Origin of the sequence: Staphylococcus pseudoxylosus (assembly GCF_003697915.1) — a bacterium.
Classification (GTDB): domain Bacteria; phylum Bacillota; class Bacilli; order Staphylococcales; family Staphylococcaceae; genus Staphylococcus; species Staphylococcus pseudoxylosus.
Genome location: NZ_RCVN01000013.1, coordinates 48,773 through 68,614, shown reverse-complemented (window position 1 = coordinate 68,614; position 19,842 = coordinate 48,773). Strand labels below are relative to the sequence as shown.

The following is a 19,842-nucleotide window of genomic DNA, read 5'->3' as shown; positions in this document are numbered from 1 at the left end:
TGATTTCCTCCTATAAAATAAAAACTACATTCCAACTAGGAATGTAGTTAATTAATAGAAAGGTACAGCAATTCAACTATAATTAAACTACTTTCCTACGTTGGTATTAACCAAATCAGGTTGTAAGGGTCTGACGTAAATCATCTCAGCCAAAAGGCTCCCCTAGTAGATTTTATATATTATATTTACCTAAAACATATCAAAGTATGCCACCTATTGCAATAAAATGGTTTATATAAAAAGGGGGCAGAATTATATTTAGTTAAAATGATGTAATTAGATTAATTTTGCCCTCAGAAATATAACTAATTTATAAATGATATTCATCTTTAACTTTATATACTCCACTAGCGTGGTGTCTATACGATAAAAAGCCCTCGACATATAGTCATGTCGAGGGCTCTAATAATATACTTTATTTGGTTACTGTTATATTATGCAGTTACCCATTGTGAAGGGCCAACTTCATCATATAATTTTTGAGCTGCAGCGTCTTGTACTGCTTCTGGTGCATTACCAGCTGGTTGACCTTGATATTGAGCAGGTGCTACTGAATCCCATGTGCTTTGTAAGAATTGGAACTTACCTGAAGCGCCTGATGATGGATTTGTAGCATGAATATCGCCACCTGATTCACGTTGTGCAATTTGTTGTAAGTGTGCATTTACGCCTGATGAACCTTCTGAAGCTTCATTTGAACTAGAAGAAGGTTGTGAAGTTGCTTCTTGTTGTGGTTGTTGTGTTGTTTCTTCTTTAGGTGCTGCTTCTTGTGTTGGTTGCTCTGTTGCAGTTTGAGCTTGCTCTTCTTGTGCATTATTATCTGTAGTTTGCTCTACTGACGTATTTGATTCTTCGCTTGAACCTTCACCGTAGCTCCAGCTAAAGTTTTCACCGTCTGAAGAAAAGTTAAAGTTTGTATTATTATATGTGAAATTAATGTCATACGCACCTTCTTGAACTGGTGCTTCGTTTAATGATTCTGGATTAGTTAGTGCTTGTTGCGCTAATTGAGCTTTGTCTACACCTTGTTCAGCAGCGTCAGCTGAATTTCCTGCTGCAAATCCTGTTACTCCAAGTCCTACTGCTAAAGTTGATGCAATTACTGTTTTTTTCATTGTAAAAAAGTCCTCCTATAAGGTAATAAGTTATTTATCATTAATTTGCAAGTACAACTATAACATTCATAAAACCATTGTAGGTTACAGAGAAATGAAAAAACCTGTAGTTTTTTTACGATTAAATTACATATAAATATATTTTGAAATTAATTTTTTTCTTTTTAAATACTACTGTGAAAGTTTTCCAGAATATTTTATCGTTATATAGCATGTAATATAATTGTAATTTATCTGACTATTCTGGATAATGCGCCTTAGATTTATTTCTTCTCTCTCATTTCTCAAAACATTTTATATTTAAAAAGCTATCCCTCTTTTTTACTTATATGAAGAGGAATAGCCTGAAGAAGTATAATTGATAGTAGGATTTAATGTATATAGATTTGGGTGGGTTAATTTTTAGGTAGGTTTAAATTGGGAGTATTATACAATTTCATATATTTCATTGTCTTGTAGACTTTTATCTTTAATTGAATTACAAACTTGATCTATAGGGGATGTTTCATGAAATTCACTAACTTCATCTTTGTTTCTCGGAGACATAAATTTAATCGTTTCAATAAAAAGTTCTGATACATAATGCATCTGCCCTTCTTTTTCATATTTTCGTGATTGCATTTGACCAGTAATTCCCACAAGTGATCCTTTATTTAAATATAGTTCGATATTATTAGCTATTTTACCAACTGCCTTACAATATAAATAATCACAAATGGTATTTTGATCCTTATCTCTATAATTTCTTGTTATCGCTACACACATTGTAGCTAACTTATTCCCCTCCTTTTCATAAATTTTAGGGTCTTTGGTTAATCTCCCTACTATGACAATGTTGTTAATCATATGTCACCTCCTTTATAACTTTATACTAATCATTTTCAAATCTCAGGTCAAAATACATTAATACTAGAATTTAAAAGTGAATTCACACTAAATTCTACAAAATTCACCTCTACTATTTAAAATTACGTTATAATGATTGTATAAATGAAATAATTGTAGAATTTAAATTTATTAAATGGATGTGAGAACGATGAAATCATTTAAAGCTGTTCGATTTCAAATCGTATCAGAAAGTGGTGGCGTCACTGAATACGAATTAGAAGATGGCGTTATAATCAATAAAGAAAATAGTGGTACTGGTTGGTTATTAGAAATTGTTATATCAGACTTTCATTATGAAACAATGAAAACATATATGGAAGATGAAACGTTATTAGATATACGTGTGGTTATTACACGTCCTGCAAATGATCCAGCACTTTTTGATGCAACGATCAAAAATATCAGTAAGCTTGAACATTCTATTTCTGTCGTTTTTGAATGTCACATTTATACACTTAGACAAGTTTATGCAGAAAGTTTATTAGAACAGTTAATTGATGAAGGATTAACTGGCGAAGAACTGAAAAAATCATTTAATCGAATGATGCAATCGAAACCACGTCTAAAAGATGAAAAAATAGAAAAATAGAAAAGCCTCAAGGCTGGTGTATGATACACCTAAACCTTGAGGCTTTTCTTTATTTAGCTTGAATGGCAAACGTTAATTCACAACTACAAGCCAATTGACCATCTACTGTAGCCTTGGCATTACCTTTACCAATTGGTCCACGCATTTTAGTAATTTCAACTTCTAGTTTTAATGTGTCACCAGGAGTTACTTGTTTCTTAAATCTACATTTATCTATACCTGCAAATAGTGCTAGTTTTCCTTTATTTTCTTCACTATTTAAGATAGCTACAGCACCTGTTTGAGCCAGTGCTTCTGTTATCAATACACCAGGCATAACGGCGTAATCAGGGAAATGACCTTGGAAAAATGGTTCATTACCAGAAACTTGTTTAATTGCAACGCAACGTTCACCTGCTTCATATTCAACCACACGATCGATTAATAAAAAAGGTTGTCTATGTGGTATAATTTCTTTTATTTCATTGTAATCAAAAATTGTTTCCATTGTTTGCTTCCTCCAAATCTTCTTCTGTTGCAATTCATAAATTATTGTAGCAAGATTTTACTTGTCTATACGTCTAATATCTGCACCTAACGCATTTAACTTACCATGCAAATCAACATAACCTCTGTCTAAATGTTTTAATTCAGTAACTTGGGTTGTGCCATCTGCTACTAAACCAGCTAAAATCAATGCAGCTGCGGCACGTAAGTCTGTTGCTTTTACTTGTGCTCCTTGGAGTTGACTTTTACCTTCTATTTTAGCACTTCTACCTTCAACTGTGATTTTAGCATTCATGCGCTTAAATTCTCCTACATGCATAAATCTATTTTCAAATACTGTTTCAGTAACTACTTTATGACCTTCGGCTGTAAGTAATAATGCCATCATTTGAGATTGCATGTCAGTAGGGAAACCAGGATGTGGTAATGTTTTGATATCTACTGGTTTCAGTTCATCTTCAACAGTCACTCGAATCGCGTCATCTTGATAGTCTAAATTGACACCCATTTCTTCTAATTTATATACTAGGCTTGTCATATGCTCTTTAATCGCGCCATTAACTAAAACGTCACCACGAGTAATTGCACCAGCAATTAACAATGTACCGGCTTCAATTCTATCAGGAATAATCGCATGTTCAACACCATGTAACTCATCTACACCATGTATGATAATTGTGTCTGTTCCTGCGCCAGTAACATTTCCTCCCATTTCATTTATGTAATTAGCTAAATCAACGATTTCAGGTTCACGAGCAACATTTTCTAATACTGTTTTACCTTCTGCTAAAGATGCTGCCATGATTATGTTTTGTGTAGCACCTACACTTGGAAAATCTAAATGGATTGTTGTTCCTTTTAAACCATTATCAGTACTAGCATAAATAAAACCGCCATCCATATGAATGTCTGCGCCTAATTCTTGGAAACCTTTAATATGTTGTTCGATAGGTCTAGAACCAATCGCACAACCACCTGGTAAGGCAACTTTGGCATGGCCTAAACGCGCCAATAAAGGACCCATAACAAGAATACTTGCTCTCATTTTACTCACATATTCGTAAGGTGCTTCTTCATTTAGTTGCTTTGTTGCATCAACCGTAACAGATTCTTCTTCTTTATTATAAGAAACGTCTGCGTTTAACGTTGAAATAACATTATTAATTGTTTCTACATCACTTAATGCAGGCACATTCATAAGTTTGCTGACACCTTTTGATGCTAATAGTGAAGCAGTTAATACTGGTAATACAGCATTTTTTGCACCTGAAACTTTGACTTCACCAGTTAATCTACTTCCACCGTTGATTTCTATCATATCCATCTTAAATCCTCCACTTAACTACTTATATATTTCGTTTTAATTTTTTTACCATTAAGTACTTCTTATTAATTATATCTATAATTCAAAAAAATATACAAGCATTTGAATTATTGTGCCAAATATTTTATTTGTGTTGAAAATTGTAGTAAATCCACAATAAAATTACTTACAGCAGTACCTAATAAAATCGCTAAGAAAATCATGCAAATTTGAACTTGCATAGGGAATCCTTTTTTAAAAAACTGCTCTAACCTTACTGAGTTTAGTGCCCAATAAGCAATACAAATACAAATAACATGTAAGATGAGATGTACAATCGAAAATTGTCCTAAATATTCCATAAGTCATGCTCCTCGCTTTACACTATCCATTTATTTTACATGAAAAATAAACGAAATGATACTTTTAGTACTGGACTAATTAAGGTATTCTCACTACTTATATGGTACCTTTTCCCCGTTTCAAATGTATTATTCATATTCTTTCCAAAGAAACGTAACGCATCAATCACATAGCTCATTGTAACTATTATGTAAAAATAATATTATCAATCATTGATTGTAAAATGAATAGTAAAGACTATTTGAAAGTAAAGCACAGTATTTCACTAACAACATAAAAAAACTGTCGATAAAGCCAGTGACTTTATCAACAGTTTAAGACATTTCTACTTAAGAAACTTTAACGCATAATTTATTGTAAATTAGCAACACGAATACGGTTATTCGCACGATCTAAAGCACGTTTAGCTCTATTAATATCGCTACTATCTTCTTCATTATTCAAATGAGATTCTGCTCTAGATTTTGCTAATTCTGCTCTAGCAACATCTATTTCTTTCGCAGGTTCTGCAGTTTGTACAATAATTGATAATTTATCTTGTCTTACTTCAACAAAACCTTCACTCACTGCAATATATTCTGAACCACCGTCAAAATTTATTTTGACATAGCCAATTTCAAGTGCTGCAACAGTTGGAATATGTCCATACATGACACCAATCTCACCTGCAGTAGTTTGTAATACTGCAAGATTAACATCTTCTCGGTCGTAAACAGAACCATTAGGAGTGACAATATTTAGGCTTAATGTGTTCATTATCCATACCTCCTAATTTTTAAACTTCAACACCCATATCTTTAGCTTTGGCAACTACTTCTTCCATACTACCTACAAGACGGAATGCATCTTCTGGGATATGGTCATATTCACCATCTAAAATTGCTTTGAAGCCTTCTACAGTTTTTTGAACAGGTACGTATGATCCTTTTTGACCAGTAAATTGTTCAGCTACGTGGAAGTTTTGTGATAAGAAGAACTGAATACGACGTGCACGTTCAACTGTTTGTTTATCTTCTTCAGATAATTCGTCCATACCTAAAATAGCAATGATGTCTTGTAATTCTCTATATTTTTGTAATGTAGATTGTACATCACGTGCTATTTCATAATGATCTTGGCCAACGATTGTTGGATCAAGTGCTCTTGATGTAGATGCTAACGGGTCAACTGCTGGGTAAATACCCATTTCAGTTAATTTACGCTCTAAGTTTGTTGTTGCATCTAAGTGAGCAAATACTGCAGCTGGCGCTGGGTCAGTATAGTCATCGGCCGGTACGAATACTGCTTGAATAGAAGTAACCGAACCTTTTGTAGTTGATGTGATACGTTCTTGCAATTGTCCCATTTCAGTAGCAAGTGTTGGTTGATAACCAACGGCTGAAGGCATACGGCCTAACAACGCTGATACTTCTGAACCAGCTTGTGTAAATCTGAAAATGTTATCAATAAATAGTAAAACATCTTGGCCTTGTTCATCACGGAAATGTTCTGCCATTGTTAAACCAGATAATGCAACACGCATACGCGCACCAGGTGGTTCGTTCATTTGACCAAACACCATGGCAGTTTTCTTAATAACACCACTATCGCTCATTTCATAGTATAAGTCATTACCTTCACGTGTACGTTCACCTACACCAGCAAAAACTGAAATACCACCATGTTCTTGAGCAATATTGTTAATTAATTCTTGAATTAATACCGTTTTACCTACACCGGCTCCACCAAATAAACCGATTTTACCACCTTTAATATATGGTGCAAGTAAATCAATTACTTTGATACCTGTCTCTAAAATTTCAACTTTTGTTGATAATTGGTCAAAAGCAGGTGATTCTCTATGAATTGGATCACGTTTAACGGAGCTTTCAAGTTTATCATCTAAATCAATTGTATCACCTAAAACGTTAAATACACGTCCAAGTGTAGCATCACCAACTGGTACGCTAATACTGCTACCACTATCTCGAACTTCTGTACCACGTTTAACACCATCAGTTGAATCCATTGCAATCGTACGAACTACATCGTCGCCTAATTGTAATGCGACTTCTAATGTAAGAGAAACAGTACCTTCGTCTCTTTCTACATCAAGTACTAAGGCGTTGTTAATCTCTGGAACTTCATTGTGCTCAAAACGAACATCAATTACTGGACCCATAACTTGTGTTACACGGCCTAATCCCATGTTTTTTTCCTCCTTTAATAATTATTCAAGCGCTACTGAACCACCAACGATTTCAGTGATTTGTTGAGTTATCGCTGCTTGTCTTGCTCTGTTATATTGTATTGATAAGTCATCAATAATATCTGACGCATTATCAGAAGCATTTTTCATTGCAGTCATACGTGTAGCATGTTCACTTGCTTTTGCATCTAAAATTGTTCCATATATTAAACTCTCTACATATTGAGGTAGAATAACGCTTAATATCGCTTCTTTATCTGGTTCAAACTCATATGAAGACATTTGACCATGTCCTAAACTAGAATCTTCAGGAGACAATGGAAGCACAGTTTTAGTTGAAGGCGTATTTTCTAATACACTAACGAAATGACTAAAATAAATTTTAACCTCATCCACAACTTCTTCGCTATACAAATCAATCGCTTTTTTAGCAATCGCTTGTACTTCTTTAAATGAAGGTTGATCTGGTACATCTATTAGCGATTCATGAATTTCATATCCCTTATTTTTAAGGAAATCCACACCTGTTTGTCCTAAGACTAGGATTGAGTATTCATCCTTACTAGCATGTTTACTCTCTATATCTTTCACTAGGTGCTTGAGTACATTTGCGTTATATGCACCTGCAAGGCCTTTATCACTAGTAATCACTAAGTAACCACTTTTCTTCACTTCACGTTGTTGTAACATTGGATGATGCGAATTTTTATCAGCACCAGCTACTGCAGTAATAGCATCTTGCATTTTTTCCATATAAGGTCTGAATTGTTTTGTATTACTTTCAGCACGACGCAATTTTGAACTTGATACCATGTTCATTGCTTTCGTAATCTGTTTCATTTTTTTGGTTGATTTTATACGTGTATCAATCTCTTTAAGAGATCCCATTATCTCACCACCTTTTATTTAACTTTAACTATTACGCTTCGGATTTACTGAAACTTTTTTTGAATTCATTAATTGCAGATTCAAACGCGTCATCTTTAGGAAGCGCACCTGATGTTCTGATTTCATTTAATAATTCAGTCGCATTAGATTTAGCCCATTGATTTAACTCGTCTTCAAAACGTGTAATATCTTCAACAGGGATATCGTCTAAATAACCTTTAGTTAAAGCATAAATAATTAAAACTTGGTTTTCTACAGGTAGTGGTTTATTTTTATCTTGTTTCAAGATTTCAACCGTACGTTTACCACGCTCTAATTTTTGAGCAGTGAACTCATCTAAATCAGAACCAAATTGAGCAAATGACTCTAATTCACGATAAGACGCTAAATCTAAACGTAATGTACCGGCAACTTTTTTCATTGCTTTAATTTGAGCTGAACCACCAACACGTGACACGGATTGTCCTGCGTTAATTGCAGGTCTAACACCAGAGAAGAATAAATCTGATTGTAAGAAGATTTGTCCGTCAGTAATTGAGATCACGTTTGTTGGAACGTATGCTGCAATATCACCAGCTTGTGTTTCGATAATTGGTAAAGCAGTAATTGAGCCTCCACCTAAATCATCATTTAATTTGGCAGCTCTCTCAAGTAATCTACTGTGTAAGTAGAATACATCACCTGGATAAGCTTCACGGCCTGGCGGTCTACGTAATAATAGTGATAATTCACGGTAAGCTGCAGCTTGTTTCGTTAAGTCATCGTAAACGATTAATACGTCTTTACCAGCAAACATGAATTCCTCAGCCATAGCAACACCAGCATATGGCGCTATGTAAAGCATTGGAGCTGGATCTGCTGCTGATGCAGATACGATAATTGTATAATCTAATGCGCCTTCTTGACGTAATTTTTCAACATTGGCACGAACTGTTGAATCTTTTTGTCCAATTGCAACATAGATACAGATTGTATCTTGGTCAGCTTGGTTTAAGATTGTATCGATTGCTACTGTTGTTTTACCAGTTTGACGGTCACCGATGATCAATTCACGTTGGCCACGACCAATTGGTACAAGCGCATCAATGGCTTTAATACCTGTTTGTAGTGGTTCATCAACGGATTTACGATCCATTACACCCGTTGCTTTCTTCTCTACTGGGCGTGTTTTAGTAGTATTGATTGGTCCTTGCCCATCAATAGCTTGTCCTAATGGATTAACCACACGACCGATTAATTCATCACCTACAGGTACTTCCATAATACGTCCAGTACGTTTTACTTCGTCCCCTTCTTTGATATCAGCGTATGGTCCTAAAATAACGACACCTACATTTGATTCTTCTAAGTTTTGTGCTAAGCCTAGAACGCCACTTTTGAATTCTATTAGCTCACCAGCCATAACATCATTTAATCCGTGGATTAAAGCGATGCCATCACCAATTTGTAGAACTGTACCTACATCAGTAACTGCCATTTCCGACTCATAATTTTCTATTTGTGAGCGAAGTAATGCACTGATTTCTTCAGCTTTAATGGCCATCTATGTCACTCCTTCTATTTTTATTTCACTCTAGTAAATTGTTTTTCTAATTGTGTAAGATCATTTTTTAAACTTGCGTCCATAACTTTAGTACCTACTTTTACTCTGATACCACCGATAAGTTCTGGATTAATTTTATTAGTAATCATTGTTTTAGAAAGTTTTGTACGTGCTTTTATGATTTCTTCTATACGTGATACTTCTTCTTCAGAGAGTTCATATACTGATTCGATAACAGCATAATCTTGATTATGAAGCTCGTTGTATAAAGTTTCAAATTCTGTGTATATTTCATGAATATATCCAAGATGACGATTACTAGCTAATATCATCAACATATTTTGCATATACTGGTTGGCATGGCCAAAAACAATATTCACAAAGCGGTGACGTTGGTCAACATCTTTTTGTGGATCTCTATCCAATTCATGTAACTTCTTTATTTCAGATTGAACTGCTGTATCAATAGTTGAAAATTCTTCATACATTGCGTCAAGGATGTCTGCATCTTTAGCAGTATCAAATAATGCCTTGGCATATTTTTTTGCTATTTTAGCCATTACTTATCGCCTGCCTCTTTAATGTACTTTTCAACTAATGCTTTTTGGTCTTTTTCTGAAATTTCTTTTTGAAGTACTTTCGATGCGATCAATACTGAAAGCTCAGAAACTTGATTATTGATATCTGCAATTGCACGTTCTTTCTCACTATTAATTTCATTTTGTGCTGTTTCAATCATACCATTTGCTCTGATATTCGCTTCATGTATAATTTCTTCATGTTGTTTACGCGCTTGAATTTTAGAGTCTTCTAAAATCTTTTGAACCTCATCTTGCGTTTCTTTTAGTGTTTGTTTGTTTTGTTCTTCTAACTTTTGTGCATTTAGCTTAGCTTGTTCAGCATCGTCAATATCTTTATTGATATCGCGCTCACGTTTATCCATTACTTCTTTTAATGGACCCCATGCAAATTTTTTCAATAATAGCAATAAGATAACGAAAGTTATACAGGTAACTATAATAGTTCCCCATTGAACACCGCTTGCTCCAGCTGCACCAAGTACGAACATATTTGTCGTAGCAGTCACTTACATAGACACTCCTTTCATTCATTATCATCATAAGACATATTTATAAAAACGAACGGCGAAAGTCACAGTGACTTCGCCTGAATAGCTGTTTGAATTATAGTGACATGAAAGCGATAACTACACCGATGATAGGTAATGCCTCAACTAAACCAATACCAATGAACATAATACCCATTAATTGTCCGCGTGCTTCTGGTTGACGTGCTACACCTTCTACTGTTCTTGAAACGATAAGACCGTTACCGATACCTGCACCTAATGCTGATAAGCCGATTGCGATTGCTGCTGCGATTGTATTCATTTATAAAATCCTCCTAATTTTTTTCTTTTAATTTTATTTAATGACTGTCCTGAACTTTATGGGACATATAAACCATTGAAAGCATTACAAAAATGTATGCTTGAATTGTACCTATGAATATTGAAAAACCTTGCCAAACTACGAGTCCAGGTAATCCAATGATCCATCCCCAGGCAGGGAAACTAAATACTAGGCCTGACAATAATCCAAGTAATAACTCACCTGCAAATATATTACCGTACAAACGTAAACCAAGCGTTAACGTTGAAGTAAATTCTTCAAAAATGTTAATCGGTAATAAGAAGATAGGTTTTGTATAGTTTTGGAAATAGCCTTTAGTACCTGTCATCTTAACACCATAATAATGCGTCAATAGGATGACTAATGTTGATAGTGTTAAAGTTACAGTGGCATCTGCTGTCGGTGATTTCCACCACAGTGTATGACCTGAAATTAATTGAAATGGTAGCCCTAGCATATTACTTACAAATATGAAAAATATTAAGGTAACAGCTAAGAAATGGAATTGACCACCTTTGGACCAAGCCATGTTACTTTCAATAATTCCTCGTACAAAGTCAAAAACCCACTCGATAAAATTTTGCTTACCAGTCGGACGTTTCTTGAGGTTGCGTGTACAAATAATAGCTATGACAAAAACAATAACCGATGTAATAATCAACATCAAAATTGATGATAGGTTAAACACGATGTCTATACCGAATACATCCCAACTGACAAGAGGGTCTTTATGCTTCATGCTTTCTCACCTCTTTCATATATTAAATTTATTTCTTGTGTATAAATGGTTTGAAAACAATCAAAACATACGAAATCATTAAACCAATGACTACACCAATAATATTAATTTGATCCTTATAAAAATACCAAATACAACACGAAAGTATCACTACTAAATATCTCCAAACGTTGCCCGTTGATATATGTATATTGTCTTTCTCTTTTGCTTTCTCTAAATAATATTCGAAAGTAAAGGTGTTAATAAGTGATCCGAGTGTACCGATTATAAGTCCCAAAACAAATGGCGAGTATGTGAAAATAAACACAATTAATAGCACAATTATACCATAAAAATAGTATTTAATGTACCTATTAAAAAAGATGTTGAAACGTTTCATGACTGTGCCTCACTTCGTCTTTTTCGTTCAATTATGAAAACCATTTCAATCATACAATTTTAATAATAATATAGGGTAGTTAACGTGTCAATTCTATTCAAAATGTAGTTTTATTTTTTACATAATTGTCACAAAAATGACACATTAACACCTTTTATTATTTGAATGATTCTGGCTTTTCAGAAATTATATGAAAATAATATTTAATATTCTCACATATTCGTAATGATGCATTACCATCACCATAAGGATTGCGGGCACTACTCATCGTTTCATATACTTGTTGATTTTCAAGTAATTGTTTTGTAGCCTCAAAAACGGTTTGTTCATTTGTACCTACTATTTTAAGTGTGCCAGCTTCTACACCTTCTGGTCTTTCAGTTGTATCTCTTAAAACTAACACTGGTTTACCTAATGATGGCGCTTCTTCTTGTACTCCTCCAGAATCAGTCAATATCAAGTACGATTGGTGGGCGAAATTATGGAAATCAACCACTTCCAACGGTTCGACCAATTCTATACGATGATGCCCAGATAAATAAATATCAGCAATTTCTCGTACTTGAGGATTCTTATGCATAGGATAAACAACAACAACATCTTCATAAGTATCCACTATATCTCTTACCGCTTTAAAAATATGTGACATAGGTTCACCAATATTCTCACGTCTATGCGCAGTCAATAGGATGATACGTTTATCTTTATGTTTCGAAATAATATCAGATTGATAATTTTCGTGAATCGTTGTCTTCATCGCATCAATTGCTGTATTACCAGTTACGACTATAGAATCCAACGGTTTGTTTTCTGCAATAAGATTATTTGCTGCATCATTAGTAGGAGCAAAATTCAAATCTGCCATTACCCCTACCATTTGTCGATTCATTTCTTCAGGAAATGGCGCATATTTATCCCATGTACGTAAGCCAGCTTCAACATGCCCAATAGGTACTTGATTGTATAAAGCAGCTAAACTTCCAGCAAAGGTCGTCATAGTATCGCCATGAACCAATATCATATCTGGTTTCACTTCTTGAATGACATGCTCTAACCGTTGTAAAATACGCGATGTAATTTCTGATAAAGATTGCCCTTGCTTCATAATATTCAAATCATAGTCTGGCGTGATATGAAAACTTTCTAACACTGAATCAAGCATTTCTCTATGCTGAGCAGAAACTACAACAATCGGCTCTAGTTCATCATCGTTTTTCAATGCTTGTACAAGAGGCGCCATTTTTACTGCTTCAGGACGTGTCCCAAATACAGTCATTATTTTTTTCATTTTATTCCACTCCTAGGCGAAACTATTTTGTACCGAATAAACGGTCTCCTGCATCACCTAAGCCTGGTGTAATATAAGCATGTTCATCTAATTTCTCATCTAATGCTGCGATGAAAATGTCTACGTCTTCGTGCGCTTCTTGTAATTTTTTCACACCTTCAGGGGCTGCAATTAAGCACATAAAGCGGATATTTTTGGCTCCACGTTTTTTAAGTGAGTTAATTGCTTCTATAGCTGATGCGCCAGTTGCTAACATAGGGTCAACAACTACAATTTCTCTCTCTTCGATGTCTTGCGGTAATTTTACAAAGTATTCTACAGCTTCAAGTGTTTCAGGATCTCTATATAGTCCCACATGTCCAATTCTAGCTGCTGGTACTAAGTTCAATATGCCTTGTGTCATACCTAAACCAGCTCTTAAAATTGGTACGAAAGCTAACTTTTTGCCTGTTAAGCGTTTAGCTATCATTTTAGTAACAGGTGTCTCTATTTCTACATCTTGTAATTCTAAATCTCTTGTTACTTCGTATGCCATTAACATACCAACTTCATCTACTAACTCTCTAAATTCTTTAGTCCCAGTATGTACGTCTCGAATGTAACTTAATTTGTGTTGAATAAGTGGGTGGTCAAAAACATGTACTTTGCCCATAATTTATTTCCTCCAATTTTAGTTATATAAAGGATGTTTAGTAGTTAAAGCTTTAACTCTTTCTTTTCCTTTTTCTAACGCTTTTTCATTTTCTGGATCTTTTAAAACTAAGCTAATGATTTTTGCAACTTCTTCAAAAGCAGCTTCATCAAATCCACGTGTTGTTGCTGCTGGTGTACCTAAACGAATGCCGCTTGTCACGAATGGCTTTTCTTGATCAAATGGAATTGTATTTTTATTACATGTAATACCTATAGCATCTAATGTTTCTTCAGCAACTTTACCAGTTATACCTACTGAACCTTTGACATCTACAGAAACAAGATGATTATCAGTACCACCTGAAACAACTCTAAATCCTTCGTCAGTCAATGTATTTGCTAAAGTTTTAGCATTGTTAATTACTTGTTGTTGATATGCTTTAAAGTCATCTTGCAATGCTTCCCCAAATGCCACAGCTTTAGCAGCGATAACGTGTTCTAAAGGACCACCTTGGATACCTGGGAAGATTGTTTTATCGATTTGCTTTTTATATTCTTCTTTACATAAAATCATTCCACCACGAGGTCCGCGTAATGTTTTATGCGTTGTAGTAGTTACAAAATCAGCATGTTCTACAGGATTTGGATGTAAACCAACTGCTACTAAACCTGCAATATGAGCCATATCTACCATTAATTTTGCGCCTACTTCGTCTGCAATTTCTTTAAAGCGTTTAAAATCAATTGTTCTTGAATACGCAGAAGCACCTGCAACGATTAATTTAGGTTGATGTTCTTTGGCTACTCTTAATACTTCATCATAGTCAATTTGTTCGTTTTCTTCGTCTACGCCATATTCAACAAAGTTATAAAATTGACCACTAAAGTTAACAGGCGCGCCATGTGTTAAGTGTCCACCATGACTTAAATTCATACCTAATACAGTATCACCGTGTTCTAATGCTACGAGATAAACAGCCATATTTGCTTGAGAACCTGAGTGTGGCTGTACGTTAACATGTTCTGCACCAAATAATTTTTTGGCACGATCAATTGCTAAAGCTTCTGAAACATCCACAAATTCACAACCACCATAGTATCTTCTGTTTGGGTAGCCTTCAGCATATTTGTTAGTTAATACTGAACCTTGCGCTTCCATAACTGCTTCTGATACGAAGTTTTCTGAAGCAATCAGCTCGATATTGTTGTTTTGACGGTTAAATTCATTTTGAATCACTTCATATATTTCCTTATCTTGCTCTTGAATAAATGACATTTGGTAATTCCCTCGTTTCTGTATTAGTTGTATTTTGCTCTTTCGCCACCAATTTTTTTTGGTCTTGAAGAAGCGATTGTAACAATTGCTTCACCAATTTGCTTGACACTTGTACGCTCTGGAATCGCCACATGTTTGATATGCATTCCAATTAAAGTCTGTCCGATATCAATACCTTTAGGTACAGAAATATGCTCAACAACCATTGGATCAACCATATGTTGATACGCATAAGTTGCTAAGCTTCCACCAGCATGAACATCTGGCACAACTGTAACTTCTTCCATTGTAAGGGGATTAAAGTTTGATTTCTCAATGGTCACTGCACGATTAATATGTTCACAACCTTGAAATACAAACGAAACGCCTGTTTCATTTTCAATTTCTTTTAATGCTTCAAATATTTCTTGAGCAATTTCCATTGATCCAACACTACCGATACGTTCACCAATTACTTCAGATGTCGAACAACCAATAATGCATAATTCATCAGCTTTAAAAAATGATTGTGCTTTTAACTCGTTTAACAGTAACTTTAAGTCTTCCATTCTTCCACCCCTTTTAATTAAGTTGAATAAAAGTATGTAAATACCCAGGTGCTTTAACAACATACAAAATTGACTGACAGCAAATTTGCTACACGTTATCATTATAACGTATTTAGGAACGCTCTCATACTCATTTCACACATTTAATTTTTTTATATTTTATTTTTTAAACTATCTATCATTATATTTAATTCATTATATATTTTAATGTAGTCACCTTTGCCACCGCCAAATGGGTCTGAAACTTCGCCATGTAGCCCAACGTATTCGTTCAAGGTAAAAACATGTGCTGTATCATGACCCATTTGTTGAATAGCTAATTTATGCGACTGGCCCATGGTTAAAATTAAATCTGCACTTAAATCTTGATGTGTAAACGACATCGCATGTTCTGGTACTGGCAATCCTTCTTCTTCTATTATATTTAATGAATATTTAGAGATAGGTTGACCATCCATAGCATAAATACCTCTTGATACTATAGTATGGTTAGGTAATTTTGCTTTCGCTATACTTTCTGCTAAAGGACTTCTACAAGTATTCCCTGTACATACAAAAACGATTCTCATAATTCGTCTCCTTTTATAACAGTTTGGTTAGCTGCTTTCATCATTCTGTTCATAATCGCGGTAGTATCATCATTCAATGGAAAGCCAAAGATATAGGCATGCTCTATTTCACACTCTTGATCTAACCGATGTAATATATGATACAGATTATGATTGGCACCTTTAATATCATTGCCATCTTTACATAGTGGGATGAATTTTGCTTGATTCGGAACTATTTCTCGATGACTTTGTGGGACGATAAAGGCAACCTTACTCCAATTCTTAGCTGATGAAGGTTTCTTATGAAAATTTTCTAATATTTTTATAGGTGTGTCTGGTGAATAATGTTTATATTTCATACCAGGAGCAATCGGCTTGTCAGTATTCAGTGATACATCTGTTGCAATACTGTTAGGTAATACTTTTTCAATCATAGATTTTGTAATTGATCCAGGTCTTGCTATTCTAAAAGGATATTGTGTGCAGTCTAACACTGTACTTTCTAGTCCCTCTTCACTTTGGTCACCATTAACAATCCCATCTATACGACCATCTAAATCATGATATACATGATCAAAAGTCGTTGGCGAAGGCCTACCACTTAAATTTGCGCTAGGCGCAGCAATAGGAATATCAATGAATTGAAGTAACGCTCTGCCTATAGGGTGACTAGGCATTCGCACAGCAATAGAATTTAGTCCACCGCTTACACGATTACATAAGTATCCTTTTCTTAACGGTAAAATAAATGATATAGGTCCTGGCCAAAATGCATTCATTAATCCTTCAACTTCGGGTGTTAAGTCAGCAGTAAATGACTTTAATTGGTTAAGTTCATGTATATGAACAATTAAAGGGTTATCCGAAGGTCTACCTTTAGCTTTATAAATTTTTTCAATCGCTTGATTATTACGTGCATCCCCACCTAATCCATAAACTGTTTCAGTTGGAATTGCGATTAATCCACCCTTTTCAAGAATTGATTTTATATCTTCAATCCCATCATAAGCAGTCAGATTGTATTCATATTGACGTAAATCCCATATACGCGTTTTCATCTAGGCACATCCTTTCATCTTATTATTCATTTTAAAGCAAAATAAAAAGTTATGCACTCTCATGATTGTCCATGTTCAGTGCATAACTTTTTTACCATACGAAAGCAATTATACGATCGTTATTATTAATGTCTTTTATAATTTGAACATCTAATGTTGGATATTTTGCGATAATCTTTTCTTTTAATTTGGGGCCTTGCGCAAACCCTATTTCAAATACTACTTTGGCATTCGGTAGTAAGACTTCTGGTAAACGATCTAAAATTGTATCATAAACTTTGTAACCATTATCTGCTGCGAATAGCGCAGAGTGCGGTTCATATTTCAGCACTGTATCTTCCATCATTTCCGCTTCTTCACTATCAATGTATGGTGGGTTAGAGATTAAACCGTTTACTTTTATGCCTTGTTCTATAAGCGGGGTTAAACCGTCTCCATGTAAAAATTTAACTTCAACTTGATGATGTTCAGCATTTGCTTTAGCTACGGTTAATGCATTTTGATATAAATCTGTTGCATACACATTGAACGTGCTATCTAATTTTTTTAGTACAATTGGAATATTACCACTTCCTGTACCTACATCTACTACAGTATCGCCTTTTTCAAGTTGATGATAGAAATGTAACATAACTTCTTCTGTTTCAGGTCTAGGAATCAAACAATTTTTATTTACATTAAAAACCTCACCATAAAAAGTTTGTTTACCCGTAATATACTGTATCGGTTCACCATTTAGCATTCTATGCTCTGCTTCATCAAACATTTTTAAATGTGATACTGTTATTTCATCATTCATGTGCATTAAATAATCCGCCTTGGACCAATCGAACAAATCAAGCATCAACCATTCAGCTCGAGCGGTCTCAATATGTCGTTCGACGCACTTTTCTTTAGCATCGCTTAAAATAGTTTTATAATTCACCATTGTTAAGTTCTTTCAATTTATCAGTTTGTTCAGCTAATGTTAAAGCATCTATAATTTCATCCAATTTACCTTCCATAATTTGATCTAACTTTTGTAATGTTAAACCAATTCTGTGGTCGGTTACACGGCTTTGAGGATAATTGTATGTTCTAATACGTTCTGAACGGTCTCCTGTGCCGACTGCAGATTTACGTTGTGCTGCATATTTTTGTTGTTCTTCTTGTAATTTCATATCAAATAAACGTGCTTTTAATACTTTTAAAGCTTTTTCACGGTTTTGAATTTGAGATTTTTCTGATGAAGTCGCAATAATGCCCGTTGGAATATGTGTAATACGTACTGCTGAATCTGTCGTATTTACGTGCTGACCACCTGCACCACTAGAACGATAAGTATCAATTTTCAAGTCTTCATTACGTACTTCAATTTCCACATCTTCTACTTCTGGCAAAACAGCCACAGTAGCTGTTGATGTATGAATACGGCCACCAGATTCTGTTTCTGGAACACGTTGCACACGGTGCGCACCATTCTCATACTTCAATTTACTAAACGCACCACTTCCAGAAACTGAGAAACTGATTTCTTTATATCCGCCATGATCACTCTCTGTAATTTCTACAATATCAGTCTTGTAATTGAGTGCTTCAGCGTATTTAGAGTACATTCTAAATAAATCCCCTGCAAAAATAGCAGCTTCATCTCCACCTGCGGCAGCACGAATCTCTACGATAACATCTTTCTCATCATTAGGATCTTTAGGAATAAGTAAGAATTTAAGTTCTTCTTCTAATTTAGGAACTTTATTTTGAAGCGTTTGATGCTCTTCTTTTAGCATTTCAATTTCTTCACTATCCTTTGTATCACGTAACATTTCTTCAACTTCTGCTAAATCTTCTTTTGTTTGTTTATAGTCACGGTAAACTTCTACCGTTTTTTGTAAGTCTGCTTGTTCTTTTGAATAATTACGTAAATTATCTGGGTTGCTCACTACATCTGGATCACTTAATAATTCATTTAATTGTTCATATCTCTCTTCTACAATATCTAATTGATCAAACACTACATTTCCTCCTTCTCATCATTACTCGGTGCGACGATGTGATGTGCCCTACATCTCGGTTCATAACTTTCATTTGCACCAACTAATATAACTGGATCATCTATTTTTGCTGGGTTACCGTCTATTAACCTTTGAGTACGACTTGAAGATGCGCCACAAACTGCACAAACTGCTTGTAATTTCGTTACATCCTCACTCACTGCTAATAGCTCTGGTATAGGTTCAAAAGGTTTGCCTCTAAAATCCATATCTAAACCAGCTGTTATAACTCTATGTCCTTTTTCAGCTAATTGCTCAGCGATATGCACGATACCATTTTCAAAAAATTGCACTTCATCTATACCGATTACATCTACATCTGATAAATCGTGTTTAAAAATTTCTGCTGCTGTTGATATATTAATTGCTTCTATCGCGTTACCATTATGAGAAACAATTTTGTCTTTATGATAACGGTCATCTATAGCTGGTTTAAACACAACTACTTTTTGTTTAGCGTAAAGGCCACGTCTTAACCGACGTATTAGCTCTTCAGATTTACCACTAAACATACTTCCAGTAATACATTCAATCCACCCGGAATGATAAGTTTCATACATTATGC

General features: G+C 34.7%; 24 protein-coding genes and 1 riboswitch. Of the genes, 1 reads left to right on the top strand and 23 read right to left on the bottom strand.

The window, feature by feature from the left end; all coding sequences use genetic code 11:
- Positions 1 to 75: 75 nt before the first annotated feature.
- Positions 76 to 174: riboswitch (TPP riboswitch) on the bottom strand.
- A gap of 260 nt (positions 175 to 434) precedes the next feature.
- Both D9V42_RS11860 and D9V42_RS11855 read right to left on the bottom strand, forming a co-directional pair.
- Positions 435 to 1,115, bottom strand: coding sequence for a transglycosylase family protein (locus D9V42_RS11860; RefSeq protein WP_122065108.1), 681 nt, complete (start codon positions 1,113 to 1,115; stop codon positions 435 to 437).
- A 426-nt stretch (positions 1,116 to 1,541) separates the two neighbouring features.
- Positions 1,542 to 1,961, bottom strand: a complete 420-nt coding sequence (locus D9V42_RS11855; RefSeq protein ID WP_107555615.1) for a single-stranded DNA-binding protein — start codon at positions 1,959 to 1,961, stop codon at positions 1,542 to 1,544.
- A gap of 190 nt (positions 1,962 to 2,151) precedes the next feature.
- Here D9V42_RS11855 and D9V42_RS11850 point away from each other — a divergent pair, with 190 nt between their 5' ends.
- Entirely contained in the window at positions 2,152 to 2,592 is a 441-nt protein-coding gene (locus D9V42_RS11850; protein WP_017722099.1) for a YwpF-like family protein, read from the top strand.
- Positions 2,593 to 2,641: 49 nt separating this feature from the next.
- Here D9V42_RS11850 and fabZ read toward each other — a convergent pair whose 3' ends face one another.
- The 21 genes from fabZ to D9V42_RS11745 form a co-directional block, all read right to left on the bottom strand.
- Complete coding sequence (gene fabZ, locus D9V42_RS11845; protein ID WP_017722098.1) at positions 2,642 to 3,079, bottom strand: 3-hydroxyacyl-ACP dehydratase FabZ; 438 nt, start codon at positions 3,077 to 3,079, stop codon at positions 2,642 to 2,644.
- 57 nt (positions 3,080 to 3,136) lie between these two features.
- Positions 3,137 to 4,402 (bottom strand): UDP-N-acetylglucosamine 1-carboxyvinyltransferase, encoded by a 1,266-nt coding sequence (gene murA, locus D9V42_RS11840; RefSeq protein ID WP_122065106.1) that lies wholly within the window; start codon positions 4,400 to 4,402, stop codon positions 3,137 to 3,139.
- A 107-nt stretch (positions 4,403 to 4,509) separates the two neighbouring features.
- Positions 4,510 to 4,743 carry a DUF1146 family protein gene (locus D9V42_RS11835; protein ID WP_107555613.1) on the bottom strand — a complete coding sequence of 78 codons (234 nt, stop codon included), beginning with the start codon at positions 4,741 to 4,743 and terminating at the stop codon, positions 4,510 to 4,512.
- A gap of 352 nt (positions 4,744 to 5,095) precedes the next feature.
- Entirely contained in the window at positions 5,096 to 5,500 is a 405-nt protein-coding gene (locus tag D9V42_RS11830; protein ID WP_017722095.1) for a F0F1 ATP synthase subunit epsilon, read from the bottom strand.
- A gap of 19 nt (positions 5,501 to 5,519) precedes the next feature.
- Entirely contained in the window at positions 5,520 to 6,932 is a 1,413-nt protein-coding gene (gene atpD, locus D9V42_RS11825; protein ID WP_017722094.1) for a F0F1 ATP synthase subunit beta, read from the bottom strand.
- Positions 6,933 to 6,953: 21 nt separating this feature from the next.
- Positions 6,954 to 7,820 carry an ATP synthase F1 subunit gamma gene (gene atpG, locus D9V42_RS11820; RefSeq protein ID WP_017722093.1) on the bottom strand — a complete coding sequence of 289 codons (867 nt, stop codon included), beginning with the start codon at positions 7,818 to 7,820 and terminating at the stop codon, positions 6,954 to 6,956.
- A gap of 31 nt (positions 7,821 to 7,851) precedes the next feature.
- Entirely contained in the window at positions 7,852 to 9,363 is a 1,512-nt protein-coding gene (gene atpA, locus D9V42_RS11815) for a F0F1 ATP synthase subunit alpha (protein ID WP_107530642.1), read from the bottom strand.
- A 20-nt stretch (positions 9,364 to 9,383) separates the two neighbouring features.
- Positions 9,384 to 9,923: a F0F1 ATP synthase subunit delta gene (locus tag D9V42_RS11810; RefSeq protein ID WP_122065105.1), complete on the bottom strand. Its 540-nt coding sequence runs from the start codon at positions 9,921 to 9,923 to the stop codon at positions 9,384 to 9,386.
- Positions 9,923 to 10,450 carry a F0F1 ATP synthase subunit B gene (locus tag D9V42_RS11805; RefSeq protein ID WP_122065103.1) on the bottom strand — a complete coding sequence of 176 codons (528 nt, stop codon included), beginning with the start codon at positions 10,448 to 10,450 and terminating at the stop codon, positions 9,923 to 9,925. Before D9V42_RS11805 ends, D9V42_RS11810 begins: the two co-directional genes overlap by 1 nt.
- A 97-nt stretch (positions 10,451 to 10,547) precedes the next feature.
- On the bottom strand, positions 10,548 to 10,754 hold the full coding sequence (gene atpE, locus D9V42_RS11800) for a F0F1 ATP synthase subunit C (protein WP_017722089.1): 207 nt from the start codon (positions 10,752 to 10,754) through the stop codon (positions 10,548 to 10,550).
- A gap of 37 nt (positions 10,755 to 10,791) precedes the next feature.
- Positions 10,792 to 11,514, bottom strand: a complete 723-nt coding sequence (atpB, locus tag D9V42_RS11795; protein ID WP_017722088.1) for a F0F1 ATP synthase subunit A — start codon at positions 11,512 to 11,514, stop codon at positions 10,792 to 10,794.
- A gap of 28 nt (positions 11,515 to 11,542) precedes the next feature.
- Positions 11,543 to 11,893 (bottom strand): ATP synthase subunit I, encoded by a 351-nt coding sequence (locus tag D9V42_RS11790; RefSeq protein ID WP_122065101.1) that lies wholly within the window; start codon positions 11,891 to 11,893, stop codon positions 11,543 to 11,545.
- A gap of 157 nt (positions 11,894 to 12,050) precedes the next feature.
- A complete protein-coding gene (gene wecB, locus D9V42_RS11785) occupies positions 12,051 to 13,181 on the bottom strand; it encodes a non-hydrolyzing UDP-N-acetylglucosamine 2-epimerase (RefSeq protein ID WP_122065099.1) in 1,131 nt (376 codons plus the stop codon).
- A 22-nt stretch (positions 13,182 to 13,203) separates the two neighbouring features.
- Positions 13,204 to 13,833: a uracil phosphoribosyltransferase gene (gene upp / locus D9V42_RS11780; protein WP_122065097.1), complete on the bottom strand. Its 630-nt coding sequence runs from the start codon at positions 13,831 to 13,833 to the stop codon at positions 13,204 to 13,206.
- Between the two features lie 18 nt (positions 13,834 to 13,851).
- Positions 13,852 to 15,090, bottom strand: coding sequence for a serine hydroxymethyltransferase (gene glyA, locus D9V42_RS11775; protein WP_122065095.1), 1,239 nt, complete (start codon positions 15,088 to 15,090; stop codon positions 13,852 to 13,854).
- A 23-nt stretch (positions 15,091 to 15,113) separates the two neighbouring features.
- Entirely contained in the window at positions 15,114 to 15,638 is a 525-nt protein-coding gene (locus D9V42_RS11770; protein WP_107555608.1) for a TIGR01440 family protein, read from the bottom strand.
- Positions 15,639 to 15,790: 152 nt separating this feature from the next.
- Entirely contained in the window at positions 15,791 to 16,207 is a 417-nt protein-coding gene (locus D9V42_RS11765) for a low molecular weight protein arginine phosphatase (RefSeq protein ID WP_107555607.1), read from the bottom strand.
- A complete protein-coding gene (locus D9V42_RS11760; RefSeq protein ID WP_122065093.1) occupies positions 16,204 to 17,247 on the bottom strand; it encodes an L-threonylcarbamoyladenylate synthase in 1,044 nt (347 codons plus the stop codon). The genes D9V42_RS11765 and D9V42_RS11760 overlap by 4 nt, the downstream gene beginning before the upstream one ends.
- A gap of 91 nt (positions 17,248 to 17,338) precedes the next feature.
- A complete protein-coding gene (gene prmC, locus D9V42_RS11755; protein WP_107555605.1) occupies positions 17,339 to 18,175 on the bottom strand; it encodes a peptide chain release factor N(5)-glutamine methyltransferase in 837 nt (278 codons plus the stop codon).
- Entirely contained in the window at positions 18,162 to 19,238 is a 1,077-nt protein-coding gene (prfA, locus tag D9V42_RS11750) for a peptide chain release factor 1 (protein ID WP_017722080.1), read from the bottom strand. The genes prmC and prfA overlap by 14 nt, the downstream gene beginning before the upstream one ends.
- Entirely contained in the window at positions 19,238 to 19,837 is a 600-nt protein-coding gene (locus tag D9V42_RS11745) for a thymidine kinase (RefSeq protein ID WP_017722079.1), read from the bottom strand. The genes prfA and D9V42_RS11745 overlap by 1 nt, the downstream gene beginning before the upstream one ends.
- Between the last annotated feature and the right edge of the window lie 5 nt (positions 19,838 to 19,842).